General features: G+C 33.2%; 28 protein-coding genes and 1 other annotated feature. All 28 genes read left to right on the top strand.

All coding sequences use genetic code 11. The features are described from left to right. Positions 1 to 29: 29 nt before the first annotated feature. The 28 genes from ftsY to hrcA all read left to right on the top strand — a co-directional run bounded on the left by ftsY (position 30) and on the right by hrcA (position 25,891). Positions 30 to 1,010, top strand: coding sequence for a signal recognition particle-docking protein FtsY (gene ftsY / locus B5E75_RS03405; RefSeq protein ID WP_087357378.1), 981 nt, complete (start codon positions 30 to 32; stop codon positions 1,008 to 1,010). Position 1,011: 1 nt separating this feature from the next. After that, positions 1,012 to 1,335: a YlxM family DNA-binding protein gene (gene ylxM, locus B5E75_RS03400; protein ID WP_087357377.1), complete on the top strand. Its 324-nt coding sequence runs from the start codon at positions 1,012 to 1,014 to the stop codon at positions 1,333 to 1,335. An 11-nt stretch (positions 1,336 to 1,346) separates the two neighbouring features. After that, positions 1,347 to 2,738: a signal recognition particle protein gene (gene ffh, locus B5E75_RS03395; RefSeq protein WP_087357376.1), complete on the top strand. Its 1,392-nt coding sequence runs from the start codon at positions 1,347 to 1,349 to the stop codon at positions 2,736 to 2,738. 76 nt (positions 2,739 to 2,814) lie between these two features. Next, the gene (locus B5E75_RS03390; protein WP_087357375.1) at positions 2,815 to 5,133 is read left to right on the top strand and encodes a cation-translocating P-type ATPase; all 2,319 of its coding nucleotides are present in this window, start codon (positions 2,815 to 2,817) and stop codon (positions 5,131 to 5,133) included. Between the two features lie 68 nt (positions 5,134 to 5,201). Further along, positions 5,202 to 5,474, top strand: a complete 273-nt coding sequence (gene rpsP / locus B5E75_RS03385) for a 30S ribosomal protein S16 (RefSeq protein WP_087357374.1) — start codon at positions 5,202 to 5,204, stop codon at positions 5,472 to 5,474. A gap of 14 nt (positions 5,475 to 5,488) precedes the next feature. Next, complete coding sequence (locus B5E75_RS03380) at positions 5,489 to 5,740, top strand: KH domain-containing protein (RefSeq protein WP_087357373.1); 252 nt, start codon at positions 5,489 to 5,491, stop codon at positions 5,738 to 5,740. A gap of 42 nt (positions 5,741 to 5,782) precedes the next feature. Beyond that, positions 5,783 to 6,286: a ribosome maturation factor RimM gene (gene rimM / locus B5E75_RS03375; protein ID WP_087357372.1), complete on the top strand. Its 504-nt coding sequence runs from the start codon at positions 5,783 to 5,785 to the stop codon at positions 6,284 to 6,286. Then, positions 6,276 to 6,995, top strand: coding sequence for a tRNA (guanosine(37)-N1)-methyltransferase TrmD (trmD, locus tag B5E75_RS03370; RefSeq protein WP_087357431.1), 720 nt, complete (start codon positions 6,276 to 6,278; stop codon positions 6,993 to 6,995). Before rimM ends, trmD begins: the two co-directional genes overlap by 11 nt. A gap of 110 nt (positions 6,996 to 7,105) precedes the next feature. After that, positions 7,106 to 7,456 carry a 50S ribosomal protein L19 gene (gene rplS / locus B5E75_RS03365; RefSeq protein ID WP_087242903.1) on the top strand — a complete coding sequence of 117 codons (351 nt, stop codon included), beginning with the start codon at positions 7,106 to 7,108 and terminating at the stop codon, positions 7,454 to 7,456. A 96-nt stretch (positions 7,457 to 7,552) separates the two neighbouring features. Next, positions 7,553 to 8,095: a signal peptidase I gene (gene lepB / locus B5E75_RS03360; protein WP_241146616.1), complete on the top strand. Its 543-nt coding sequence runs from the start codon at positions 7,553 to 7,555 to the stop codon at positions 8,093 to 8,095. 12 nt (positions 8,096 to 8,107) lie between these two features. Beyond that, complete coding sequence (gene ylqF, locus B5E75_RS03355) at positions 8,108 to 8,995, top strand: ribosome biogenesis GTPase YlqF (protein ID WP_239480040.1); 888 nt, start codon at positions 8,108 to 8,110, stop codon at positions 8,993 to 8,995. After that, positions 8,980 to 9,612, top strand: coding sequence for a ribonuclease HII (locus B5E75_RS03350; RefSeq protein WP_087357371.1), 633 nt, complete (start codon positions 8,980 to 8,982; stop codon positions 9,610 to 9,612). Before ylqF ends, B5E75_RS03350 begins: the two co-directional genes overlap by 16 nt. A gap of 122 nt (positions 9,613 to 9,734) precedes the next feature. Then, positions 9,735 to 10,499, top strand: coding sequence for a DNA-processing protein DprA (gene dprA, locus B5E75_RS03345; protein ID WP_087357370.1), 765 nt, complete (start codon positions 9,735 to 9,737; stop codon positions 10,497 to 10,499). Between the two features lie 49 nt (positions 10,500 to 10,548). Further along, entirely contained in the window at positions 10,549 to 12,624 is a 2,076-nt protein-coding gene (topA, locus tag B5E75_RS03340) for a type I DNA topoisomerase (RefSeq protein WP_087357369.1), read from the top strand. Positions 12,625 to 12,659: 35 nt separating this feature from the next. Then, on the top strand, positions 12,660 to 13,949 hold the full coding sequence (gene trmFO, locus B5E75_RS03335; RefSeq protein WP_087357368.1) for a methylenetetrahydrofolate--tRNA-(uracil(54)-C(5))-methyltransferase (FADH(2)-oxidizing) TrmFO: 1,290 nt from the start codon (positions 12,660 to 12,662) through the stop codon (positions 13,947 to 13,949). Next, on the top strand, positions 13,942 to 14,847 hold the full coding sequence (locus tag B5E75_RS03330; protein ID WP_087357367.1) for a tyrosine recombinase XerC: 906 nt from the start codon (positions 13,942 to 13,944) through the stop codon (positions 14,845 to 14,847). Before trmFO ends, B5E75_RS03330 begins: the two co-directional genes overlap by 8 nt. Before the next feature lie 70 nt (positions 14,848 to 14,917). Next, positions 14,918 to 14,986 (top strand) — a sequence feature (ribosomal protein L21 leader region). Positions 14,987 to 15,007: 21 nt separating this feature from the next. After that, on the top strand, positions 15,008 to 15,358 hold the full coding sequence (rplU, locus tag B5E75_RS03325; protein ID WP_087357366.1) for a 50S ribosomal protein L21: 351 nt from the start codon (positions 15,008 to 15,010) through the stop codon (positions 15,356 to 15,358). Further along, entirely contained in the window at positions 15,358 to 15,681 is a 324-nt protein-coding gene (locus B5E75_RS03320; protein ID WP_087357365.1) for a ribosomal-processing cysteine protease Prp, read from the top strand. The genes rplU and B5E75_RS03320 overlap by 1 nt, the downstream gene beginning before the upstream one ends. Before the next feature lie 4 nt (positions 15,682 to 15,685). Beyond that, complete coding sequence (rpmA, locus tag B5E75_RS03315) at positions 15,686 to 15,970, top strand: 50S ribosomal protein L27 (protein ID WP_087357364.1); 285 nt, start codon at positions 15,686 to 15,688, stop codon at positions 15,968 to 15,970. Between the two features lie 57 nt (positions 15,971 to 16,027). Continuing rightward, the gene (gene obgE / locus B5E75_RS03310; RefSeq protein WP_087357428.1) at positions 16,028 to 17,314 is read left to right on the top strand and encodes a GTPase ObgE; all 1,287 of its coding nucleotides are present in this window, start codon (positions 16,028 to 16,030) and stop codon (positions 17,312 to 17,314) included. 84 nt (positions 17,315 to 17,398) lie between these two features. After that, entirely contained in the window at positions 17,399 to 17,965 is a 567-nt protein-coding gene (ruvA, locus tag B5E75_RS03305) for a Holliday junction branch migration protein RuvA (RefSeq protein WP_087357363.1), read from the top strand. 10 nt (positions 17,966 to 17,975) lie between these two features. Continuing rightward, a complete protein-coding gene (gene ruvB, locus B5E75_RS03300) occupies positions 17,976 to 18,974 on the top strand; it encodes a Holliday junction branch migration DNA helicase RuvB (RefSeq protein WP_087357362.1) in 999 nt (332 codons plus the stop codon). A 27-nt stretch (positions 18,975 to 19,001) separates the two neighbouring features. Then, positions 19,002 to 19,475, top strand: a complete 474-nt coding sequence (locus B5E75_RS03295; protein WP_087357361.1) for a ComEA family DNA-binding protein — start codon at positions 19,002 to 19,004, stop codon at positions 19,473 to 19,475. Next, positions 19,466 to 21,457, top strand: a complete 1,992-nt coding sequence (locus B5E75_RS03290) for a DNA internalization-related competence protein ComEC/Rec2 (protein WP_087357360.1) — start codon at positions 19,466 to 19,468, stop codon at positions 21,455 to 21,457. The genes B5E75_RS03295 and B5E75_RS03290 overlap by 10 nt, the downstream gene beginning before the upstream one ends. A 33-nt stretch (positions 21,458 to 21,490) precedes the next feature. Then, a complete protein-coding gene (gene holA / locus B5E75_RS03285; RefSeq protein ID WP_087357359.1) occupies positions 21,491 to 22,468 on the top strand; it encodes a DNA polymerase III subunit delta in 978 nt (325 codons plus the stop codon). Beyond that, a complete protein-coding gene (locus B5E75_RS03280; protein WP_087357358.1) occupies positions 22,456 to 23,661 on the top strand; it encodes an L-serine ammonia-lyase, iron-sulfur-dependent, subunit alpha in 1,206 nt (401 codons plus the stop codon). The genes holA and B5E75_RS03280 overlap by 13 nt, the downstream gene beginning before the upstream one ends. Further along, positions 23,658 to 24,755: a radical SAM family heme chaperone HemW gene (gene hemW / locus B5E75_RS03275; protein ID WP_087357357.1), complete on the top strand. Its 1,098-nt coding sequence runs from the start codon at positions 23,658 to 23,660 to the stop codon at positions 24,753 to 24,755. The genes B5E75_RS03280 and hemW overlap by 4 nt, the downstream gene beginning before the upstream one ends. A 104-nt stretch (positions 24,756 to 24,859) precedes the next feature. Beyond that, positions 24,860 to 25,891, top strand: coding sequence for a heat-inducible transcriptional repressor HrcA (gene hrcA, locus B5E75_RS03270; protein ID WP_087357356.1), 1,032 nt, complete (start codon positions 24,860 to 24,862; stop codon positions 25,889 to 25,891). The last annotated feature ends 10 nt before the right edge of the window (positions 25,892 to 25,901 follow it).

Here is a 25,901-nt window from a genome sequence, read left to right as displayed (position 1 = left end):
ATATGTCAATCAACTTGAGGAGGATGTCTATGGGTTTTTTTAGTAAAATTAAAGAAACATTAGTGGGAAAGTCTGCCAAGCAAAATGATAAATATGTTGCTGGTTTAGATAAATCAAATACATCTTTTTCTTCAAAAATCAATGAATTAGCAGCACGTTATCGTGAAATTGATGATGATTATTTTGAAGAACTTGAAAATATTTTGATTATGAGTGATGTTGGTGTCAACATGGTGATGACAATTGTTGATGAAATCAAGAAGGAAGTACGTTTACAGAATATAAGGGATCCTAAGGAGATTAATGAAATTATTATTGATAAAATGTTTGTCATTTATGCTAATGATTCTTATATGACAACAAAGATTAATTATGACTCTGAGGATTTAACTGTGATTTTAATGATTGGTGTCAATGGGGCTGGAAAGACAACAACGATAGCAAAACTGGCTCATATGATGTTAAATGAAGGCAAAACGGTTATGGTTGCAGCTGGTGATACATTCAGAGCTGGAGCGATTGATCAGCTGGATGTCTGGGCCAAACGTTTAGGAATTGAATGTGTCAAAGGAAAAGAGGGTGGTGATCCATCTTCGGTTGTCTTTGATGCTTTAAAACGAGCTAAAGAAAAAAATGTCGATGTTCTTATTTGTGATACAGCAGGACGTTTACAAAATAAAGTCAACTTAATGAATGAATTAGAAAAGATGAACCGTATCATTAAACGTGTTGTTCCTCAAGGACCGCAGGAAACGTTATTGGTTATTGATGCCACAACAGGTCAAAATGGTGTTTCACAGGCACAGGAATTCTCTAAAATTACGAATATTACTGGTCTTGTTTTGACAAAGATGGATGGAACAGCCAAAGGAGGTATTGTTTTATCTATTAAAGATGCTTTGAATATTCCTGTTAAATTTGTTGGACTTGGAGAACAAATGGATGATTTACAGGAATTTGATCTTGAACAATATATTTATGGTTTATGCAAAGGATTATTGGAGAAATAAGATGACTGTGGATTTAGAAAAAACACAACGTGTGAATTTGTTAATGGATTGTTATGAAGATTTGTTGACGGATAAGCAAAGGCAATATTTGTCTTTGTATTATGAAGAAGATTTGTCTTTATCGGAAATCGCCGATGATTTTCATGTTTCTCGTAATGCCGTTTATGATCAATTAAAACGTGCAGTGAAAAGTTTAGAAGAATATGAAGCCAAACTTCATTTGATGGAGAAACATTTACAACGTATGGCTTTGATTGAAAAGATTGAAAATCAACAAATAGGTAGTGAGTTGCAGGATTATTTAGAAATGTTGAAGAAAATATAGGAGGATGAATTATGGCTTTTGAATCTCTTTCAGAAAGATTGCAGGAGAGCTTAAAAAAGATTAGAGGACAGGCGACTTTAACAGAAGAAAACATGGATGAAATGCTTCGAGAAATTCGTTTGGCATTACTTGAAGCAGATGTTAACTTTCAGGTTGTTAAAGAGTTTATTGCTAATACAAAAGAAAAGGCTTTAGGACAAGATGTACTGGGGTCATTAAAACCGGGGCAGGTTGTTGTTAAAATTGTTCATGATGAACTGGTAGAATTATTAGGGACTACTGTTAGTGAATTGGATTTATCTTCTAAGCCTACTGTCATTATGATGGTTGGTTTACAAGGCTCAGGGAAAACAACAACATCTGGAAAAATCGCTAAATTACTGGCTCAAAAATATAGTAAAAATCCATTGCTGGTAGCTGCGGATATTTATCGTCCTGCAGCAGTAGATCAGTTAAAAACACTAGGAGAACAGCTAGATATTTCAGTGTTTGAAAAAGGAACTGATGTCAAAGCTGAACAAATCGTGAGTGAAGCTATGACATATGCTTCACAAAATCATCATGATGTGATTTTGATCGATACAGCAGGACGTTTACATATTGATGAACCTTTGATGAATGAATTACAAAATATTAAAGATATTGTTCATCCTAATGAAATTTTATTGGTTGTCGATGCTTTAACAGGACAGGATATTGTCAATGTTGCCCAATCATTCCATGATCATTTACAAATTACAGGGGCAGTTTTAACAAAATTAGATGGGGATTCTCGTGGTGGGGGTGCCTTATCTATTCGTCATATTACACATGTACCTATTAAATTTATTGGAACAGGTGAAAAACTGGATGCGATTGATTTATTCTATCCAGATCGTATGGCTGATCGTATTTTAGGTATGGGGGATGTTGTTTCATTAGTTGAAAAAGTTCAAGATGTTTATGATGAAAAAGAAACAATGAAAACTTTTGAACGTATGAAACGTGGAACATTCGGCTTGGATGATATGCTTGAACAAATGCATCAAGTTCGTAAATTAGGACCTTTATCAGGTATTTTAAAGATGATTCCGGGAATGCCTAAAATGCCACAGATCAATGATGAAGATACTGATAAAAAGTTAAAAATGACAGAATCTATCATTTATTCGATGACGTTGGAAGAAAGACGTGATCCTTCTATTTTAAATGCCAAACGTAAAGAAAGAATTGCGAAAGGATGTGGAAGAAGCGTTGCAGATATCAATCGTCTTTTAAAGCAGTTTGAAGCTTCTAAACAGATGATGAAACAAATGGGTAATCTTGATCCAACAACAGGGTTACCTACGCAAAAGCCACAAAAACGTGCACCTATCAATCCTAATCGTAAAAAAGAAAGACATAAGAAGAAAAAGAAAAGATAGTCAAAAAGACTTATTGGTGTTATAATCAATAAGTCTTTTATATAAATATGAATTTTGGAAATGGAGAATGTTTATCATGGAACAAAAGCGAGAATATGGTTTAACCCAGCAGGAGGTTTTTGAACGTCAGCAAGCGGGTGCTGTTAATCAGCAACAAAAAACAATCAGTAAGAGTTATTCACAGATTTTTCGTGAAAATATATGTACATTATTCAACTTATTAAATGTTTTGATTGCGATTGCTTTAGCTCTTGTTGGAGCATGGTCAAATCTGGTTTTTATTGTTATTATTATTACGAATGTCTGTATTGGTATTATTCAGGAAATTCATGCTAAAAAACTGGTTGATGAATTATCATTATTAATGATTCCTCATGTCAAAGTCTTAAGAGATCAAAAACAACAGACTATTGATGTCAATGAAATTGTTATGGATGATGTGATGGTTTTAGAGGCAGGAGATCAGATTTGTTGTGACAGTGTTGTGATTGATGGTGAGATTGAAGCCAATGAATCTTTATTGACAGGAGAATCTGATGCTATTCATAAAACAATAGAAAGCAGTCTGCTTTCAGGAAGTAGTGTTATTAGTGGAAAATGCTATGCTCAAGTTGTTCATGTTGGGGATGATAATTATACATCACGTTTAACAAATGAAGTCAAAAAAGCCAAAGAATTACAATCAGAGTTATTAAACTCAATGCGAAAAGTCACAAAAGTGACAAGCTTTATGATTGTCCCTTTAGGTATTATTTTGTTTTTAGAAGCTTATTTTTTAAGACATGATCTTTTATCAGAAGCCGTTATTAGTTCTTCAGCAGGATTGCTAGGAATGTTACCGAAAGGTCTTGTCTTATTAATGAGTGTTAGTTTAGCAGCTGGGGTTACTAAACTGGCAAAACAAAAAATATTGATTCAAGATATTTATTCTTTAGAAACATTGGCTCATGTCGATACTTTATGTTTGGATAAGACAGGGACAATTACTAATGGAAAAATGAAAGTTGAAAAAGTAGAGAATTTATCTACTCAACCTTCTCAACAATTTTTAGATTATTTTGGTTCTTATTTGCATTATAGTGATGATAATAATGCAACATATCAGGCGATATGTGAAGATTTCACATTGAATGACCATCATCTGCCAAGTCAGAAAGTTGCCTTTTCTTCACAGAGAAAATGGAGTGCTATGACTTTTGAGGGTTTTGGAAGCATTGTCATGGGAGCACCAGAACGTTTGATGAAAGAATTACCTGCTTCTTTAATGCAACAAATTGAATCAGGAAAACGTGTTATTATTATTGCTTATACTCAAAATGTCGTTGATGCTAAAAAAACATTACCAGAAGTAACACCAATATTGGCGATTATTTTAACAGATATGATTCGTAAAGATGTAGAAAAAACATTAGCGTACTTTGATAGTCAAGGGGTTGATGTTAAAATCATTTCAGGAGATCATGTTTTGGCGGTTTCTAAAATTGCTCAAATGGCTGGATTAAAAAATTATGATCGTTATATTGATATGAGTGAATATCAAAACGGACAAAGTCATATGGATGAATTGGTCAACCAATATTCTGTCTTTGGACGTGTGACACCTCAACAAAAGAAATGGCTGGTAGAAGCTTTAAAAAGACAGGGACATACTGTCGCAATGACAGGTGATGGTGTCAATGATATGTTGGCTTTAAAAGAAGCGGACTGTAGTATTGCGATTGCTGAAGGAAGTGAAGCAGTCAAACAGTTATCACAGATTGTTTTATTGAATTCAGAATTTTCATGTTTACCTCATGTTGTTTTAGAAGGCCGTCGTGTTGTTAATAACTTAACAAGAGTTGCAAGTGTTTTCTTTATTAAAACCATATATTCTATTATTTTAACGATTGCCTGTGCTATCTGTAATATTCCATTTCCGTTTATTCCTATCCAGATCACTTTGATTGACTTTGCTATTGAAGCTTATCCATCATTTTTAACATTATTAGAGCCTCAAACACACAAAATCAAAGGAAAATTTTTACCAACAGTTTTTAAAAATACAATTCCTCATGCTTCAGGTGTTTTATTGTGTTTCCTATTAATTTATACAGGACGTCCACTTTTCCATATTCCAATGGAACAAAGTGTAACAATGATGTATCTGGCACTGGCATGTATAAGTATGCAGGCAGTCATTGTCAGCAGTTTTCCAATGAATAAATTACGTCTGTTTGTCTGTGTGACAATGGTTTTAGGGTTTATCTTGGCAATTATCTTGTTCCATCAGTTATTACATTTAACAATGTTGACATATGCTCAAATGATTTTAACAATCATCATTACATGTATTGGTCTATTATTTAAAGAAGTTGTAAGATATATCATTTCGCTAAAAACAAAAGATGTTAAGTAAAAATACTTGACAGATGATTTATATGTGTTATACTAGGAAAGCAAAATCAATAAATGGAGGAAAATTTAATGGCAGTAAAAATTAGATTAAAAAGAATGGGTGCAAAAAAATCACCATTTTATAGAATTGTAGCAGCTGATTCAAGAATGCCTAGAGATGGACGTTTCTTAGAACAATTAGGAACTTATGATCCTAGACAAAATCCAGCAGTTGTCACAATTAAAGAAGAAGAAACTTTAGCTTGGTTAAGCAAAGGTGCTCAACCATCTGATACTGTAAGAAACTTATTAAGCCAAAAAGGTATTATGAAAAAATTTGCTGATTTAAAAGCAAAAAAATAAGCTGGTGATAAAAAGTGGATTACGTCAAAACTTTACAGGATCTTGCAAGAGAACTTGTTGTTGAAAAAGATAAATTAGAAGTCAGACAGATGCCTTCATTAGATGAAGATACAATTGTATTATATGTCTATGCTTCAAAGAGTGATATTGCAAGACTTATTGGTAGAAAAGGTATGATGGCTAATTCTATACGTCAATTTATGTCAGTAAGTGGACGTTTAAATCATCAAAAATTAGACATCAAATTTGAATCTTATGGAGAATAGATGTGGTTGGCACATCTATTTTTTATATCAGGGAGGCTCATTATGGATCAAGTGATTGTGGGTAAAATTGTCAATACACATGGTATTAAAGGAGAATTAAAAGTGAAATCTTCAACGGATTTTGTGGCTGAAAGATTTGCGAGAGGAGCTCAGCTTTTTATTGATTATCAGGGACAAAAGATGGAAATGACTGTGGCTTCATATCGTATTCATAAAGGACATATTCTTGTGACTTTTGAAGGTTATCGTGACATTAATTTAGTTGAAAAGTATAAAGGATGTTTACTTTATGCGATGAAGGATGAGAGTTTGTTGGATGAAAATGAATATTATATTAGTGATATTATTGGATGCGAAGTCTATAATGATGGAAAATATATTGGGAAAGTTCAAGATGTTCAATTATATGATCATCATGATATTTTAGTTGTACAAGGTCAACAAAAAATCATGATTCCTTATGTGGATGCTTTTATAACAAATGAAGATATTGAACATCAACGTATCGATGTTCATTTGATTGAAGGTTTCTATGATGAAGATTGATATTCTTTCATTGTTTCCAGAGATGTTTGATGGCTTTTTAAAGACTTCTATTATCAAACGTGCTATTGATTCACAGGTTGTGGATGTTCATATTCATAATTTTCGTGAATTTGCTGATAATAAACATAAAAAAGTAGATGATTATCCTTATGGTGGAGGACAGGGGATGGTTTTGATGTGTCAACCTATTATTGATTGTTTAAAGACATTGACAACTCCTGACAGTCTTGTGATTTTGATGTCACCACAAGGTCAGACTCTCCATCAGCAGTTAAGTTATCAGTTGTCTTTGGAAAAACATCTTATCTTTATTTGTGGTCATTATGAAGGTTTCGATGAACGTATCCGTGATTATGTGGATATGGAGTTATCAATTGGTGATTATGTCTTAACGGGTGGAGAATTAGCCAGTATGGTATGCTGTGATGCGATTATTCGTTTATTAGATGGTGCTATTCGTGAAGCTTCACACGAAGATGATTCATTTAGTCAAGGGTTGTTAGAATATCCTCAATATACCCGTCCCTATGAATACGATGGCAATTGTGTTCCAGATGTTTTGATGAGTGGTCATCATGAAAATATTCGTCAATGGCGTTTAGAACAGTCTTTAAGAAAAACTTATCTCAAACGTCCAGATTTATTAAAAAATAGAGTGTTGAGTGATGAAGAATTGAAAATATTAGAGAAAATCACAAAAAAAGATTGATTTTCATGATGAAAAATGATAATATCTTTAAGTCTTTGGACGCAGAAGCTCCGCTGGTTACATAACGTATGAACTTCGTAGATAAATATTGTGAAGGAGGAAGTCATATCATGAATATGCAATTAGTACAAGAAATTACAAAAAAACAATTAAGAAATGACATTCCAGATTTTAAACCTGGAGATACTTTAAAAGTTTATGTTAAAATTCAAGAAGGTGACAAAACACGTACTCAGTTATTTGAAGGTGTTTGTATCGCTAGAAAAGGTGGAGGAATTTCTGAAACTTTTACAGTCAGAAAAATTTCTTACCAAGTTGGTGTAGAAAGAGTTTTCCCACTTCATTCACCAATTATTGATAGAATTGAAGTTGCTAAAATTGGTAAAGTACGTAGAGCTAAATTACATTACTTACGTGGATTATCTGGAAAAGCTGCAAGAATTAAAGAAATTCGTAAATAGGAAGTATGGGATTTTCCCATACTTTTTTTTCTAGCCTTTTTGATTATTTAAAGTTATAATAAAAAGTGTTTGAATATGATACAAGGAGCGATAAGTGTGAATAAAAAGAAAATATATATTTCTCTTATTGAAATTATTGTTGTGATTGCACTGACAATTGGTATTTTTAAGTTTGTCGTTATTCCTGTGAGAATAGAAGGTGTTTCAATGGAGAATACTCTCCATGATCACAGTATTGCTATGATTAATGCAACAGGTATTCAAGAAGATAATATTCAACGTTTTGATATCGTTGTTTTAAATAGTCAACAGTTGAATGAAAAAATCATTAAAAGAGTGATTGGTTTACCTAATGAAACAGTGAAGTTTATGAATGATGAATTGTATATTAATGGAAATCATATTGAACAAGATTTTTTAGATGATGATTTTGTTGAAAAAGCAAAAATTACTTATAATGTTGATCAATTTACTGATGATTTTGAAGTGACTTTAGCAGATGGTGAATATTTTGTAATGGGTGATAATCGTTTGCGTTCAACCGATTCAAGAGAATTAGGACCTTTTCGATTGGATGATATTGTGGGTATGAAAGGGTTAGTGATTTATCCTTTTTCTGATATTCAGTGGATTGATTAAGGAGGTGTCGTTATGGCTAATGAAAATACAAAAATGAATATTCATTGGTTTCCGGGTCATATGGCAAAAGCCAGAAGGGAAATCAGTGAAAAAATCAAAGTTGTTGATATTGTGATTGAACTGGTAGATGCACGTGCTCCGTATTCTTCTAAAAATCCAATGATTAATGAAATCATCAAAAATAAACCTCGTTTTATCATTTTAACAAAAAAAGATATGGCTGATGATCAATATACCAAACAATGGGTACAATATTATGAACAATGTGGTTATCAGGCTATGAGTGTGAACTTGAAAAATTTTAATGAATATCAAAAAATCATTGAAAAATGTCGTTATGTATTAAAGGATAAAATGGAAAAAGAAAAAGCCAGAGGTTTAAAACCACGTGCTATGAGAGCAATGGTGTTAGGAATACCTAATGTAGGTAAATCTACTTTTATTAATAGACTGGCTAATCGAAAGGCAACAGTCACGGGGAATAAACCGGGTGTGACAAAAGCACAACAAATCATTAGAGTTGCGAAAGATTTTGAATTGTTTGATACACCGGGTGTTCTATGGCCTAAATTAGATGATGCACATGTTGCACAAAACATAGCTTTACTTGGTTCAATTAAACAAAGTATTTTACCTTTAGATGATTTATTTATTGCGGCCATGCGTTATTTATCTTTGCATTATCCTCAATTATTAAAAGACCGATATCAATTGGAAATTGATTTAGAAAATGAAAACTGGATTGTTGATGCATTTGATCATATTGCTAAAGTGAGAAAAATCAAACCTTTGAAAGGTGAAACGGATTATGATCGAGTTATGGAAGTTTTCTTCAGTGAAATTAATGATGGTAGTATTGGAAAAATCACTTGGGAGGATCTTTCATGTGTGAACGTTTAAAGTTTGAACAACAGGCTTATGATTTAGGAAAGAAATATATTGTAGGACTGGATGAAGCAGGACGTGGACCAATGGCAGGACCTTTAGTTGTAGGAGCAGTCATTTTCCCTCAAGGATATTATAATGATAAGATTAACGATTCTAAAAAACTTACTGAAAAAAAGCGTGAAGAACTCTATCAGATTATTATTCAAGAAGCATTGGCCTATCAGATTGAAATTATTGATGTTGCAGATGTAGATCGCCTTAATGTTTATCAAGCCAGTAAAAAAGGGATGATTGATGCGATTGATCATCTTTCTATTCGACCAGATTATGCTTTGACAGATGCTATGCCACTAGGTGATGTGATTGAACATCAAGCGATTGTCAAAGGAGATGCTAAGTCTTTGAGTATTGGTGCTGCCAGTATTTTAGCAAAAGTGACACGTGACCATATCATGAATGATTATGCCAAGATTTATCCCGAATATGGTTTTGAAAAACATAAAGGCTATCCAACAAAACAACATAAAGAAGCTTTAAAAGCATACGGAGTGACTCCTATTCATCGACGTTCTTTTCAACCTGTTATTGATGTTTTGAATCAGCAAATGAGTTTGTTTGATGATTTTTAAGATGTATAATTGATTAAAAACAATTCAAAAAGTATGAATTGTTTTTAATTTTAAAAAAATTTTCATAGAAAAAAAGAAAAATACAAAATTTTTGCGTATATAAATAATAGGAGGGTAATTATATGGAAGAATTAGTATTGTATTTTTCTTTAAAGTATGATGGAGATTTTCAAAAAATCTATAATGCTTTAATGAATAAAGAAAGAGTGAATGAAAGATTAAAAGTGGAGTTAATAAAACAAATGAAATGTCAGTACATAACAATCTTTAGTGATGAGTATCCAGAGTTATTAAAACAGATTAACTGTCCACCATTTGTTTTATACTACTATGGTGATTTATCTTTGTTGAAAACAAAGACGATTGGTGTGGTAGGAATGCGTCAGATGAGTGATTATGGGAAACGTGCAACGCATCTTTTTGTGAAAGATTTGGTTCAAAATGGGTATACCATTGTCAGTGGAATGGCACGAGGTATTGATACAGTAGCTCATCAGAATGCGATTGCTTATGGTGGGAAAACAATTGCTGTTCTAGGAACTGGGATTGAATATTGCTATCCTAAGGAAAATGGATTGTTATATGAGGAACTGAAAAAACATCAATTGGTTTTAAGTGAATATCCTTTTTATACGGCACCACAAAAGCGTCTATTTCCTTTTCGTAATCGTATTATTGCTGGCCTGTCCTATAGTTTATTGATTAGCGAAGCCAAACAGAAAAGTGGAACAATGATTACTGCAGGTTATGCTTTAGAACAGGGAAAGGAGATTTATTGTATTCCCGGACGTTTTGATGATTATGAAGGTTGTAATGAATTGATTAAACAGGGAGCCAGACTTGTTTCAAGTGCTCAGGATATTATGGAAGATGAAGATTATGGTTGACAAATTAGAAAAAAGACTTAATAATAGAAAACACGTAGGAGGTAATATGATGGGTAAGAATTTAGTGATTGTCGAATCACCTTCAAAATCAAAAACAATTCAAAAGTATTTGGGTGCTGATTTTGAAGTGACTTCATCAAAAGGACATATTAGGGACTTGGCAACCACTGGAAAAGGTGGTTTAGGAGTTGATGTGGAAAATGATTTTAAACCACATTATGTCATTAATAAGGATAAAAAAGATGTTGTTAAGGAATTGAAGAAATGTGTCAAAGAAGCAGATTATGTTTATTTGGCAACTGACCCTGACCGTGAAGGGGAAGCTATTTCATGGCATCTGGCTGAAGTTTTAGGCTTGGATGAAACTTTAACGAATCGTATCGTTTTTAATGAGATTACACATGATGCTGTTATTAATGCTTTAAAAAATCCTCGTACAATTGATCAGAATCTTGTGAAATCTCAGGAGACAAGAAGGGTTTTAGATCGTATTATTGGATTTAAACTTTCTAAATTATTACAAAAGAAGATTAAATCAAAATCAGCTGGACGTGTTCAATCAGTGGCATTGAGATTGATTTGTGAAAGAGAAAAAGAAATAGAAGCGTTTGTTCCAGAAGAATACTGGAAAGTCAAAGCTATCTTTGAAAAAGATGATATCATGTTTGAAGCTGAATTGGCTAAACATAATCATCATAAGATTGAGCTTCATAATGAAGAAGAAACAAATGCGGTATATGAATCTTTAAATAAAGAATTTATTGTTAGTGATGTTAAAAAATCACAAAAGAAACGTGCATCTAAACCACCGTTTATTACATCAACTTTACAACAGGAAGCTTCTTCTAAATTAAACTTTAAGGCAAAACGTACAATGATGATTGCTCAAAAGCTTTATGAAGGGGTAGATATTGGAAATGAAACAGTTGGTTTGATTACGTATATGAGAACGGATTCGATTCGTTTATCAGAAAGTTTTATTCATGAAACAAAGCAGTATATTAGTGAAAAATACGGAAAAGATTATGTAGGTAATGTCAAGGTTTCTAAGAAAAAAGAAAATGTCCAAGATGCCCATGAAGGAATTAGACCAACAAGTATTATGCGTACACCAGAAAGTGTGAAAGAATATTTAAGTCATGATGAATATAAATTATATGCTTTAATTTATGCTAGAGCGATGGCTTCTTTGATGGCACCGGCTAAGTTAAATGCAACAACACTTTCATTAGATAACAATGGCTATGAATTTAGAGCGAGTGGTTCGGTTATTCAATTTGATGGATATTTAAGAGTTTATGGAGCTTATGAAAAGCAAAATGATGAATTGCTTCCAGAAGTTGTGGTGGATGAAAAACTTTTAAGCCAAGATATTCAAAAGTCACAACACTTTACAAAACCACCAGCACGTTATAGTGAAGCAAAATTGATTAAAGAACTTGAAGATTTAGGAATTGGACGTCCAAGTACTTATGCAAGTATTATTGATACAATTGTGACAAGACAATATGTTGAAGTCATTGATAAGGCATTTAAACCTACTGAATCTGGTATTTTAACGAATGATAAACTGGTTGAATTTTTTGATAGTATTATTAATGTTGAATATACAGCACAAATGGAACAGGAGTTAGATGAAATTGCGGAAGGGCATGATGATTATGTACATGCTTTAACAACTTTTGAAGATAAGTTTGAACCATTACTTGCTAATGCTTATGAGAAAATGGAGCAGATTCAACCACAAAAAACAGGAGAAACGTGTCCAGAATGTGGTGGGGATTTAGTTATTCGTAAAGGAAAATATGGTTCATTTGTTGCTTGTTCAAATTATCCAACTTGTAAGTATATTAAAAAAGAGCCAGAAACGATTGAATATACAGGAGAAAACTGTCCAAAATGTGGTAGTCCAATGGTGTATAAGACAGGACGCTATGGCAAGTTTGAAGCTTGTTCTAATTATCCTGAATGTAAATATATTAAAAGTGAAAAGAAGAAAGCTGAACCAGTTATGACGGATGAAGTTTGTCCTAATTGTGGTAGTCCTATTGTCATTAAAAAAGGACGTTTTGGAGAATTTAAAGCTTGTTCAGCTTATCCAAAATGCAAAACAATTATTAAATAAAAGTCCCATATGGGACTTTTTAGAAAGGAAAAAATATGGAAAGAGTCAATATTATTGGTGGTGGATTAGCAGGAGTGGAAGCGGCACATCAGCTGATTTTACGTCAGATTCCTGTTCGCCTCTATGAAATGCGTCCACATCAGACAACGGGAGCTCATAAAACAGAATATTTTGCGGAACTGGTCTGTTCTAATTCATTAAGAGCGGATGGATTAAATAATGCAGTGGGTGTCTTAAAAAAAGAGATGGAAATGAATAACAGCCTCATTATCAAATTTGCAAGGGAACATCAAGTACCAGCGGGTGGTTCGCTGGCTGTTGACCGTGAGGGTTTTTCAAAAGCGATTACTGAATATATTGAATCTCAACCTCTTATTGAGATTGTAAGAGAAGAAGTTACTGAGATTCCAGCAGGACCGACAATCATTGCTTCAGGTCCGTTGACAAGTACTCATTTGTCACAAAAGATTCAAGATTTATTACAACAAGATTATTTCTATTTTTATGATGCGGCAGCTCCTATCATTGAAAAAGAAAGTATTGATTTTTCAAAAGCTTATATGAAATCTCGTTATGATAAAGGTGATGCCGAATATATTAATTGTCCAATGACCAAAGAAGAATTTGAAGCTTTTTATGATGCTTTAATCAATGCTGAAGTTGTCAAACCCAAAGATTTTGAAGAAAAGTTTTTTGAAGGTTGTATGCCTTTTGAAGAAATTGCCAGACGTGGTCAACAGACATTGCTTTTTGGACCAATGAAACCAGTAGGATTAGAAAAAGACGGACAAAGACCCTATGCGGTTGTTCAGTTAAGACAGGATAATGCAGTGGGTTCATTATACAACATCGTTGGTTTTCAGACACATTTAAAATGGGGAGAACAGGAACGTATTATTCATATGATTCCCGGTTTAGAAAATGCGAAAATTGTGCGTTATGGTGTGATGCATCGTAATTGCTTTATATGTTCGCCACGTTATCTTCGAGAAACTTATCAATTTATAAATCGTGATGATTTGTTTTTTGCTGGACAAATGACAGGAGTAGAAGGATATGTAGAGTCTGCGCAAAGTGGTATGGTTGCGGGAATGAATATGGCAAGATATTTACAAAAACAGCCACTGCTTATTTTCCCTCGTGAAACAGTGATGGGATCATTGGCTTATTATATTACACATGGGGATGAAAATAATTTTCAACCTATGAAAGCTAATTTTGGTATTTTGCCAGATCTTTTGACACGTGTGAAGAAAAAAGAACGTAAAGAAGCTTATGCAAATCGTGCAATAACAGTGATGGAGGATTTTTTAAGTCATGTCTGATTTTGCAAAAATGGCAAATGACTACTTGTCTTATTTACAATATGTCAAAAAGTATTCTGCTTTAACAGTTACGGGGTATCAAAGAGATATTTATGAATTTATTGACTATTGTCATCGTGAAGGTATAGAAAGCTTTGGGGCTGTTCAATATTCTTTTTTAAGAGGTTATCTGGCATATTTACATACTAAAAGTTTATCACCTAAAACGATTAATCATAAAATGAGCAGTTTAAGAGGATTATATCGTTATTTACAAAAAGAAGAATTGCTTGATGATAATCCATTCCTTTTGGTTGAGTCTTTAAAAGAACCACAGCGTCAACCAGACTTTCTTTATATGGATGAAATGTTGGATTTATTAGATAGTATTGATACACATACAGTTTTAGGGCGTCGTAATAAAGCTATGTTGGAATTGATGTATGCCTCAGGGCTACGTTGTCTGGAAGTCGTTGAAATGCAGTTGTCACAAATTGATTTTTCCAGACAGTTATTGTTTATTCATGGAAAAGGTGGGAAGGATCGTTATGTGCCTTTTCATGATTTGGCTGCCAAGTGGCTGAAAGATTATATTGAAAATGATCGTTATGAAATCATGATGAAAGCACATCAAGATCATAATTATGTATTTGTTAATAAATTAGGAAAACCACTTACAAATCGTGGTGTTGAAGATATTGTGGATCGGGTTGTGAAAAATTATGATCCAACTAAGAAGATTCATCCACATACGATTCGTCATTCTTTTGCAACTCATTTATTGGAACAGGGTCTTGATATTCGTGTTGTTCAAGAGTTGTTAGGACATGCCAATTTATCAACAACCCAAGTCTATACTCATATTACCAATCAGCATTTAAAAGAGGTTTATGATCATTCTCATCCAAGAAATCAATAAAGAAATGAGAATGTTTTAAAAAAATATTGACGATAAGATGATAAAATGATAATATACTCATGTTGTAGACCTCTAGCTACAACCGCACATGCAAGGTATTAAAGCATAGCTGCCTTGATTGGCGAGTCTGAGATTATTATAGAAAAGAAGGAGGTACATCATGTACGCAATTATTGAAACTGGTGGAAAACAATTAAAAGTTGAAGTTGGAGATACTATTTTTGTTGAAAAATTAGATGTTGCTGAAGGAGAAGAAGTTGTTTTAGATAAAGTTTTATTTATTGGAGATAAAACAAATAAAATTGGGAATCCTTATATTAAAGGAGCAACTGTAACGGCTCAAGTTGAAAAACATGGAAAAGAAAAGAAAGTATTAATTTATAAATACAATCCTAAGAAACATTATCACAAAAAACAAGGACATAGACAACCTTATACAAAATTAGTGATCAAAGATATTAAAAAAACAGCTAGAAAAGCAAAACAAGAAGCTAGTGAAGCTGCTGAATAATGATTAAAGCAGTAATCAAAAAACATAATCAATCGATTGTGCAGGTGACTGTTTCAGGTCATGCACAAAGTGCTGAATATGGTAAGGATTTGGTATGTGCTGGTGTGAGTACAATTTGTGTTGGGATAGCGAACACTTTGGTTCAATATCAATTTTTATTACAGCATTTAGGAACAATAGATTTAAAAGAAGGATTGATTGATATAAAGGTTCATCAAGACAACGAACAGATTCAAGTGGTGCTAGGGACATTTGAAGTGATGCTGAAAACGGTTGAGGAATCTTATTCAAAATACATGAAAATTGAGAAGATGGAGGTATGAAACCATGATGTTTAAGTTAGATTTACAATTATTCGCTTCTAAAAAAGGGGTAGGATCAACAAAGAATGGTCGTGATTCTAAATCTAAAAGATTAGGAGCTAAATTATCTGATGGGCAATTCTGTACTGCTGGTTCTATCATTTACAGACAAAGAGGAACAAAAATTCATCCAGGTGTAAATGTTGGAAAAGGTGGAGATGACACTTTATTTGCAAAAGTAGATGGTGTTGTGAAATTTGAAAGAGATGGAAGATCAAGAAAGAAAGTTTCTGTTTACCCAGCTGCTTAATAGGAATCCCTTATAGAGGGGTTCTTTTTTTTGAAAAAAGAGAAAGAAGGTGAAAAGATGAAATTTATTGATAAGGTACATATATATGTTGAAGCTGGAAAAGGTGGCGATGGTGTTGTTGCTTTTCGTCGAGAAGCCTATGTTCCTAAAGGTGGTCCAGCCGGTGGTGATGGTGGAAAAGGTGGCAGTATCATTTTTGAAGCCACAACTTCTTTATCGACTTTATTGGATTTTAGATATCACCGTGAGTATAAAGCAAAAAATGGTGGTCAGGGAATGGCAAAAAAGATGCATGGAGCTGATGGGGCAGACATGATTTTAAAAGTTCCTGTAGGAACAGTTATTTATGATGAAGATAGTGGTCGTGTTCTGGCGGATTTAACACAAGATAAACAAAGAGCTGTTATCGCTAAAGGTGGACGTGGTGGACGTGGAAATGCCCGTTTTGCGACAAGCCGTAATCCAGCTCCAACTATTTGTGAACATGGAGAACCAGGTGAAAAATACAATTTAATCTGTGAGTTAAAATTACTTGCAGATGTGGGATTAGTAGGTTTTCCATCAGTTGGGAAATCAACGCTTCTATCAGTTGTAACACGTGCTAGACCAGAAATTGCTGATTATCATTTTACGACGATTGTACCTAATTTAGGTGTAGCACAGTCGAAAGATGGTCGTTCATTTGTCATGGCTGACTTACCGGGATTAATTGAAGGAGCCAGTCAAGGAAAAGGGTTAGGTCATCAATTTTTACGTCATATTGAAAGATGTCGTGTGATTGTTCATGTGATTGATATGGGTGGTAGTGAAGGTCGTGATCCTTATGAGGATTATCTGGCTATTAATAAAGAATTAGGTGAATATAAATATCGTTTATTGGAAAGACCTCAGATTATTGTGGCTAATAAGATGGATGAACCTGAAGCCGAAGAAAATTTAAAACGTTTTAAAGAGCAACTTGGTGAAGATATTCCTGTTTTTCCTGTGATTGCGTTGATTCAAGAAGGTGTAGACATGGTTTTATATGCGATTGCTGATTTATTGGACCGTACACCATCATTTGCTTCTCAAGACGAGGAAGTAGAAAATACTGTTTTATATACATATCAAAAACCAGATGAAATTGGATTTGAAATTCATAATATGGGTAATGGTCAATGGCACGTAACAGGTGAACGTGTTGAAAAAATTGTTCAGATGGCTTCACTGGGAAGTGATGACGGTATCAAACGCTTTGCTCAAAAGATGCGTCATATTGGTTTGGATGATGCTTTGCGTGTAGCTGGTGTTCAGGCAGGAGATACTGTATCTATTTTAGATTTTGAATTTGAATTTTATGAATAAAAATGAGAAAAAATGTTTCTCATTTTTTATTTGCCTTAAAAGTGTGCTATAATGATGAGGATATTATGAAATGGGAGTTTTAATATGTATAGTTATATAAAAGGTATTATTGTGGATATGCGTCAAGATCATATTGTTGTTGATAATCAAGGAATCGGATATTTGATTTATGTTTCCAATCCTTATCAGTTTCAGCGTGGTAAAGAAACATTGGTCTATGTTTATCAGCAGGTCAAAGAAGATGGCATTGCTCTTTTTGGCTTTTTGACACTGGAAGAAAAAGATTTATTTTTAAAGCTGATTCTTGTAAAAGGCATTGGTTGTAAAACAGCCATTGGTATTTTAGCAACTGGAGATGTTCAGGCCATTATATCAGCTATTGAATCTAAGAATATTAGTTATTTAAGAAAGATTCCGGGTATCGGACCAAAGGCAGCACAACAGATTGTTTTAGATTTACAAGGTAAATTTGATGTACAGATATCTCCAATGCTTATGACATCAGTAGAGTTTGATGAAGCCATTGAAGTTTTAATTGCACTGGGATATAAGAAACAGGATGTGGATCGTGTGATGAATACGCTTGTTCATGAAACATTGGATACAAATGGTTATGTGAAAAAAGCATTAGGTTTATTAGTAAAATTATAGGAGGGTCGCTATGGATTTGAATGAACGTATTTTAGATACAAATGAACATATTGAGGATGAAGAAAATCAGCTAAGACCACAATCCTTTGATGAATATATTGGTCAGACTGATTTAAAAAAGAATCTCAAGGTTTTTGTTGGAGCAGCCAAATTAAGAAATGAAACTTTAGATCATGTATTATTATATGGACCACCTGGTTTAGGAAAAACAACGATGTCAATGATCATAGCTAATGAAATGGGGACACATTTGAAAGCCACAACGGGACCAAGTATTGAAAAGACTGGTGATCTGGTTGCTATTTTGACATCATTGGAACCGGGTGATGTTTTGTTTATTGATGAAATTCATCGTTTAAATAAAGTTGTTGAAGAAATTCTATATCCAGCGATGGAAGATTTTTATGTCGATGTTGTGATTGGTAAAGAAGCTTCTACACGTTCCATTAGAATTGATTTACCTCCTTTTACATTGGTTGGAGCGACAACACGAGCTGGAGATTTATCTGCTCCCTTAAGGGATCGTTTTGGTATTGTATCTAAACTTGAATATTATAATGAAAGTGAATTGACAGCGATCATTGATCGTACGAGTCAAGTTTATCATATGGATATGGATGAACAAGCCAAAAGAGAACTAGCCAGACGTTCACGTGGGACACCACGTATTGCTAATCGTTTGTTCCGTCGTGTCAGAGATTTTGCTCAATACAATGGGGATGATACGATTACGAAATCAAGAACAATTGAAGCGTTACAATCTTTAAAAGTTGATGAGCTGGGACTGGATGATGTGGATCATAAATATCTATTAGGAATTATTCAGCGTTTTCGTGGTGGACCGGTTGGTTTAGAAGCTATTGCTGCCAGTATTGGCGAAGAACCACTAACATTGGAAGATGTCTATGAACCTTATCTCTTACAAAAAGGTTTAATTAAAAGAACACCAAGAGGGCGTGTTGTTACAGAATTGGCGTATCAGCATTTTCATATTTCAAAAGAATCTTAGGATTCTTTTTTTGTTTGGAGGAAAAACATGAAAAAAATATATCAGATAATTGGACTTGTTGTTTTAATGATTTGTTCTATTGTTTATGATTTTCAAAAACCTGAGGTTGTAAAGAAAAATGTTGTGTCTTTATCTTATGTGATTTTAGAAGGAGAATTTTTAAAAAATGGAAAATACGAATTTGAGGGAGAAAAAACTATTCAAGAACTGGTGGATGAAGTTGGAGTATCCCCAAAGGCTAATATGCAGTCTTTGGTTATGGATAAAAAAGTTGAAGATGAAAGTCGTTTGTACTTACCATCCCTTCATGAGGGAGCTGTATCTTTAAATCATGCTTCACAGGAAGAACTCATGACTTTAGAAGGTGTAGGAGAAAAGACAGCTTTAAAAATCATCGATTATCGTCAGCAACAACCTTTTGAAACGATTGAAGATATTATGGATATTAATGGGATTGGTGAAAAAACTTATTTAAGATTGCGAGAACATCTATGCTTATAAGATATCATGTTATTTATTATGCAACGGCTTTATTATGCTTTGTTATAGCGGATATTGTCCATCCGCTTTTTTATTTATTCTTTATCTTATACTGTTATTTTCTATATCGAAGATTGTCTATCATACATTTCATGATTGCAATACTACTTTGTTTGGCCCTATGGATACAACCTCATGAAATTCAACCATTATCTTCTTCTTTGCAGGGTGTTGTTGTTAAAACTGCTGAAAATAACTGTTATTTGAAAACAAATGCAGGGACTGTAAAGCTTTATCATGATTTATCCAATATTGAATATGGGGATTTATTAGAAGTAGAGATTGAGCCATTAGAACTCTATGAAAATACAAATGACAATGCTTTTTGTGAAAAGGATTATCTCTATGGACAAAAGATTTTTCATAAAGCTTATGTTAAAAAACTGATTTCACAACAAAAACAACCAACATTTTATCGCTGGTTAGAACAACGTTTTTCTTCACAACAGGATGTTCAAGATTATCAGCGATTATTTATTTTAGGTGAAAGAAGCTTGACTATTGGCGAAGACTATCAGTTATTAACAGAACTTTCACTTGTTCATATGTTTGCTTTATCAGGAATGCATATCCATATCTTATATGCATTAATTAAAAATGTACTGGCTTTGTTTTTACCACGTCAACTAGCAAAGGTTTTAACGTTTATGATGATTGGCTTTTATATTTTTTCTATTCCTATGCTTGTGTCTTTGTATCGTGCTTTCTTTATTTTATTATTATATGAACTATTAAAAAAATGGTTTCATAAATTAGATATCTTTGCTTTCCTGATTATATTATCCTTATTTTATAATCCCTATATCATTTACAATATTTCCTTTGTATTTTCCTATTTTATTTATTTTATCGTTTTATTAACACAGCGTTTACGCTTTTCATCATTTTGGATTTATCTTTCCTCATTACCCATCATTTTAACATTAAATGCCCAAATTCCTTTTATTTCATTTTTTGTCAGCGATATTTTAAATGTCTTTATTGAAATCTTTTATAGCTTATGTGTGCTTTCTATATTTTTCCCTGTTCTTGAAATTGTTTTAAAATATACCGTCATTCTTTTTCAAAATATGTTATCTTTTATGACGGTTATGAATGCTTTCCTTATTTTTTCTAAACCAACCTTAGCATGTCTGATTCTTTTTTATTTTTTCTATTTTCGTATCATTATTGCTAAAGAACTCCAACAATCTTATCGAAAAGACGCTTGTGCCTTGCTTTCGTTAATGCTTGTTTTCCATTTCTGGAGTCAACATAAAATCTATGGTGAGGTGACAATGATTGATGTAGGACAAGGTGATTGTACCCTCATACGTCTACCTATGAATCAAGGAAATATTTTGATTGATACGGGAGGAACACAGGATTATGACTTAGCAACCCAGACGATTATACCTTATTTGAAATCGGTAGGTATTTCACATTTGGATTATGTGTATATTTCACATGATGATTTTGATCATTGTGGGGCACTTCCTTCTTTATTGGAACATTTTTCTATAGGGCAGGTCATTGATGAATTTGAAGCGACCAGACAGATTGGCTGTGCTCAAATTCAAATGTTTAAGAGTCATCAGGTTTATACTGATTCTAATGATCAGTCACTCGTTATGTATATTTCCTTACCGGCAATGAATATCTTGATGACAGGGGATATGTCCAGTCAAGTTGAAGCTGACCTTTTACCACAATTACAGACATTGGATGTCGATGTTTTAAAGGTTTCACATCATGGCAGTGCCAGTGCCACTTCTGCGTTACTTTTATCAGCGATTCATCCTGATATTGCGATGATTGGAGTTAAAAAGAATAATATGTATAAGCACCCTTCACCTCAGGTTATTGAACGTTTACAAAGAAAAGGTATCACGATTTTAAGAACCGATCAGGATGGAATGTTTCATCTAAGATTTTATGGAAAAGAACGTTACATTTTGCGTTGATTCATGTATAATGATAAAGATAGAGGTGATACCATGAATTTTGTCATCTATGGTGAAGATAAATTGTTGATGGAACAAAGATTAAAGACACTCAAAAAGAAGTATCATATTTGTGAGGAAGATATGAATATGGTGACATATTGGTGTCAGGACAGCAGTATGTCAACGATTATTGAGGATGCTTTAACACCACCATTTTTAACGGAATATAAGATGATTGTTTTAAAAAATCCACTTTTTTTAACGGCTCAAAAACAAAAAACAATGAATGATGCAGATATTCAAAAGTTTATGGATTATCTCCCTTTAGATAATCCCACAACAATATTTGTGATTTATCATGATCAAAGAAATTTTGATGAAAGAAAAAAAGTAGTGAAAACATTACGCAAGTATGCTCATTTTTATGATATTGAAAAAATGGATGAGCATCAGTTATATAAAGCGACGCATCAAGCGATTAAGAGTCGAGGGTGTGAAATAGATGAAGAAGCATTAAGACTGTTTTTATCACGTATGCCTTCTCATCTTCTGGAAATTTCACAGGAAGTGAACAAATTATGCCTGTATACAAAACATATTACTGTAGAAACGATTGATTTATTGGTGACAAAGCAGGTTGAAGAAAATGTTTTTGAATTAAGTCAGGCGATTTTAAATAAAGAAACAGCGAGAAGTTTTCGAATTTATAAAGATTTGATTATGAATAATGAAGAACCTGTCAAATTAATTGTTTTGATTGGTAATGCCATGCGTTTATTATATCAAGTGAAATTATTAGATAGAAAAGGTTATAATGATAGAGAAATTGCTCAAATTTTATCTATGAATCCCTATCGTTTAAAATATATTAGACGTGATGGTAAGGATTTTGATTTGAAAGAATTATTGGCACATATTGATGAACTATCACAGCTGGATATTGCTGTGAAGACAGGGAAAATAGATAAATATAAAGGTTTAGAACTATTTTTAATGAGAATGGGAGGAAATGAATCATGGAATCAATGAGAGAATTATTTAAGGTCGGATTTGGACCTTCATCATCACATACAATGGGACCACAAAGAGCGGCTTTGAAAATTAAGGAAATGTACCCTGAAGCGACACGTTTTCATGTTGATTTACATGGTTCGTTAGCTTTAACTGGAAAAGGACATTTAACTGATTATATTATTGAAAAGACATTTGCACCAAAACCTGTAGACTTTTCTTTTAAAAGTGAAGAATTACCAGAACATCCTAATGGGATGATAGTCCATGTTTTTCAAGGTGATCAGGAAATGAAACAGATTGAAGTTTATTCAATTGGTGGGGGTTCAATTTTATTTAAAGGAGATCTGGCACAGGAACCTGTTCAAGTTTATAAACAAAATACGATGAAAGAAATCTTACATTATGTAGATGAACATGGAATATCTTTATATGATTATGTTTTAGAAAATGAAGGAGATGATTTTGATCATTTTCTTTCAGATATTTTAGGAGCCATGTTTGAAAGTGTTGAAAATGGCTTGAAAAAAGAAGGACTGATTCAAGGGAAATTAAAATTAAAAAGAGTAGCGAAATCAATGTTTCAACAGGCTCAAAATACACGTCGTGAAGCTGATCGAGAAAGATTATTTATTTCCAGCTATGCTTATGCTGTTTCAGAAGAAAATGCGGATGGCGGAAAGATTGTTACAGCACCAACTTGTGGTGCAAGTGGTATTATGCCAGCTGTATTGTATTATTGTTATAAGCAGTTGCATATTGAAAAGAAAGATTTGATTAAAGCATTAGCCATTGGGGGACTTTTTGGAAATGTTGTGAAAACCAATGGAACGATTTCGGGAGCCGATGGAGGATGTCAGGCAGAGGTTGGAACAGCGTGTGCTATGGCAGCAGCAACAATGGCATGGATTTATGAATTGAATAATTCTTTGATTGAATATGCAGCTGAAATGGGACTGGAACATAATTTAGGTTTGACATGTGATCCCGTAGGAGGTTATGTTCAAATTCCTTGTATTGAACGTAATGGATATGGTTCATTACGTGCCTTAGATGCGGCCATGTTAGCAAAGCAGCTAGGTTATTTAAGAAAAAATAAAGTATCTTTTGATACGATTGTGAAAGTTATGAAAGAAACTGGAAAAGATTTATCCAGTGATTATAAGGAAACATCATTAGGTGGATTAGCAAAGGAATTTGGTTTATCATGAGTGCTTTGTATGTTCATATTCCTTTTTGTCAACATATCTGTACATATTGTGATTTTTGTAAAGTTTTTTATAATGAAAAGTGGGCATGGCAGTATTTAGATGCTTTAGCATTTGAAATTCAGCAAAAACAATTATCTCATGATTATAAAACAATTTATATTGGTGGAGGAACACCCACAGCACTGACTTATGAACAATTACAATATTTATTTGAACTCTTAAAACCTTATGCCCATCATTGTCAGGAATGGAGTATGGAGATTAACCCAGAAACAATGAATCATGAAAAATTAGAGTTATGTGTGCAAAATGGAGTGAATCGTTTGAGTATAGGTGTTCAGACATTTCATAATCATTTATTAAAAAAGATTGGACGTGTTCATACTTGTGAACAGGTGAAATCTTTTATTTTAGAGGCACAAAATAAAGGTGTTCAGGATATCAATATTGATTTAATGTATGGTTTGCCAGAACAGACGATTCAAGATGTTTGTGAAGATATTGATGAACTGGTAAAGTTAAAGGTTGGACATGTGTCTTATTATTCATTGATTTTGGAAGATCATACGATTTTAAAAAATGAACATTATCAGCCATTAAATGATGAAGAAGATGCCAAGATATATGCATTGATTAGAGAAAGATTACAACAGCACGGCTATCATCAATATGAAGTGAGTAATTTTTATGCATATAAACCTTCATTACATAATCTAGTGTATTGGCACTATGAAGATTATGATGGGATTGGGGTTTCGGCACATTCTTTGAAAAATGGACACAGATATGAAAATACCAAATCATTGACTCGTTATTTAGAACATCATTATTTGGAAAATGATATCATTTTGACAGAGAGTGATCGGTTATTTGAAAAAATAATGATGGGACTGCGTTTGAATGAAGGTATATCTATTTCACACATCAATCAATTATATGGAATTGATTTTCAAAAGCGATATCATCATGTAATTGAAAAATATCAAAAGATGAATTTGCTGGAAATAGAGAATGGATATTTAAAAACAACATCATTAGGAATCAATTATTTAAATAGTATATTAATAGATTTTTTGGATGACGAACAGACTTAGTCTGTTTTTCTTTATTTATTAGCACAAAAGTGTTGACAGTGCTAAAAAGATGAGTATAATGTAATTAGCACAGAGGTAAAAGGAGTGCTAAAGGAGGTTGAGATATGCTGACAGCTAGACAGTTACTGATTCTAAAATGTATAGTTGAGGAGTTCGTAGAAACGGCTGAACCAGTAGGATCAAAAACCTTGATGACGAAGTATCAGCTTCCTTATTCAAGTGCGACAATTAGAAATGAAATGTCATTTCTTGAAGAACATGGTTATCTTGAAAAGACACATACATCTTCGGGGCGTGTTCCTTCAACCAAAGGATATCGTTTTTATGTCGATACATTGATGCAGCCTAGTGTAGATGATGAAGTCAAGAATCAAGTGTCCACACTTTTAGGAAATCGTCATCGTTCGTTAAATGAGATTATTAAAGAAAGCTGTCAAATTTTAAGTCAGCTTACCCATTTAACAACAGTGGCTTTGGGTCCTAATGCCATTTATGAACATTTACAGAACATTACACTTGTTCCATTATCAGAACATACGGTTACCGCAATTATTGTGACAGATAAAGGGCATGTTGAAAATCGTAATTTCAATATTAAAAATAATGCCTATATGGAAGACTTGACAAGTTGTGTGAATGTCATGAATGAGTTATTAGATGGAACACCTATTAATCAAGTGGCTTTTCGATTGGAAAGAGATGTCAAACCTATATTGAGTGCAAGAATTAAAGAACATGAAGTTTTGTTTAATGCTTTTTTAGAGGCGTTTATGAAATTTGCAAACAATAATGTTTATTTCTCTGGTAAAGAAAATTTATTGTATCAGCCTGAATATAATGATGTGAATAAATTACGTCGTTTAGTCAGTGCTTTTGAAAATTCTCAATCATGGAAAAGTCTGGAACCAATCGCATTGGAAGATGGTGTCACAGTGAGAATTGGAAGTGATTCACCAATTCAGGATTTAAATGATGTATCAGTTATATCAGCTTCATTTAAAACAGGGAATGAGTCTAAAGGATCTATTTCAGTCATTGGGCCTACACGTATGCCTTATGAAAAAGTCGTTTCTTTAGTTGAGTATATTTCAAAGAGCTTGGAAGAAGTTCTAAGTAATCAAGAAGATGATGAATAGAGGTGAAATA

Origin of the sequence: Massiliimicrobium timonense (genome assembly GCF_002160865.1) — a bacterium.
GTDB lineage: Bacteria > Bacillota_I > Bacilli_A > Erysipelotrichales > Coprobacillaceae > Allocoprobacillus.
This window is presented reverse-complemented; position numbering and strand designations above follow the sequence as displayed.

Bases quoted from the DNA above. Each gene is read 5' to 3' on its own strand.
- ftsY (WP_087357378.1), top strand. From the start codon at position 30: ATGGGTTTTTTTAGTAAAATTAAAGAAACATTAGTGGGAAAGTCTGCC.
- ylxM (WP_087357377.1), top strand. From the start codon at position 1,012: ATGACTGTGGATTTAGAAAAAACACAACGTGTGAATTTGTTAATGGAT.
- ffh (WP_087357376.1), top strand. From the start codon at position 1,347: ATGGCTTTTGAATCTCTTTCAGAAAGATTGCAGGAGAGCTTAAAAAAG.
- B5E75_RS03390 (WP_087357375.1), top strand. From the start codon at position 2,815: ATGGAACAAAAGCGAGAATATGGTTTAACCCAGCAGGAGGTTTTTGAA.
- rpsP (WP_087357374.1), top strand. From the start codon at position 5,202: ATGGCAGTAAAAATTAGATTAAAAAGAATGGGTGCAAAAAAATCACCA.
- rimM (WP_087357372.1), top strand. From the start codon at position 5,783: ATGGATCAAGTGATTGTGGGTAAAATTGTCAATACACATGGTATTAAA.
- trmD (WP_087357431.1), top strand. From the start codon at position 6,276: ATGAAGATTGATATTCTTTCATTGTTTCCAGAGATGTTTGATGGCTTT.
- rplS (WP_087242903.1), top strand. From the start codon at position 7,106: ATGAATATGCAATTAGTACAAGAAATTACAAAAAAACAATTAAGAAAT.
- ylqF (WP_239480040.1), top strand. From the start codon at position 8,108: ATGGCTAATGAAAATACAAAAATGAATATTCATTGGTTTCCGGGTCAT.
- B5E75_RS03350 (WP_087357371.1), top strand. From the start codon at position 8,980: ATGTGTGAACGTTTAAAGTTTGAACAACAGGCTTATGATTTAGGAAAG.
- dprA (WP_087357370.1), top strand. From the start codon at position 9,735: ATGGAAGAATTAGTATTGTATTTTTCTTTAAAGTATGATGGAGATTTT.
- topA (WP_087357369.1), top strand. From the start codon at position 10,549: ATGGGTAAGAATTTAGTGATTGTCGAATCACCTTCAAAATCAAAAACA.
- trmFO (WP_087357368.1), top strand. From the start codon at position 12,660: ATGGAAAGAGTCAATATTATTGGTGGTGGATTAGCAGGAGTGGAAGCG.
- B5E75_RS03330 (WP_087357367.1), top strand. From the start codon at position 13,942: ATGTCTGATTTTGCAAAAATGGCAAATGACTACTTGTCTTATTTACAA.
- rplU (WP_087357366.1), top strand. From the start codon at position 15,008: ATGTACGCAATTATTGAAACTGGTGGAAAACAATTAAAAGTTGAAGTT.
- B5E75_RS03320 (WP_087357365.1), top strand. From the start codon at position 15,358: ATGATTAAAGCAGTAATCAAAAAACATAATCAATCGATTGTGCAGGTG.
- rpmA (WP_087357364.1), top strand. From the start codon at position 15,686: ATGATGTTTAAGTTAGATTTACAATTATTCGCTTCTAAAAAAGGGGTA.
- obgE (WP_087357428.1), top strand. From the start codon at position 16,028: ATGAAATTTATTGATAAGGTACATATATATGTTGAAGCTGGAAAAGGT.
- ruvA (WP_087357363.1), top strand. From the start codon at position 17,399: ATGTATAGTTATATAAAAGGTATTATTGTGGATATGCGTCAAGATCAT.
- ruvB (WP_087357362.1), top strand. From the start codon at position 17,976: ATGGATTTGAATGAACGTATTTTAGATACAAATGAACATATTGAGGAT.
- B5E75_RS03295 (WP_087357361.1), top strand. From the start codon at position 19,002: ATGAAAAAAATATATCAGATAATTGGACTTGTTGTTTTAATGATTTGT.
- B5E75_RS03290 (WP_087357360.1), top strand. From the start codon at position 19,466: ATGCTTATAAGATATCATGTTATTTATTATGCAACGGCTTTATTATGC.
- holA (WP_087357359.1), top strand. From the start codon at position 21,491: ATGAATTTTGTCATCTATGGTGAAGATAAATTGTTGATGGAACAAAGA.
- B5E75_RS03280 (WP_087357358.1), top strand. From the start codon at position 22,456: ATGGAATCAATGAGAGAATTATTTAAGGTCGGATTTGGACCTTCATCA.
- hemW (WP_087357357.1), top strand. From the start codon at position 23,658: ATGAGTGCTTTGTATGTTCATATTCCTTTTTGTCAACATATCTGTACA.
- hrcA (WP_087357356.1), top strand. From the start codon at position 24,860: ATGCTGACAGCTAGACAGTTACTGATTCTAAAATGTATAGTTGAGGAG.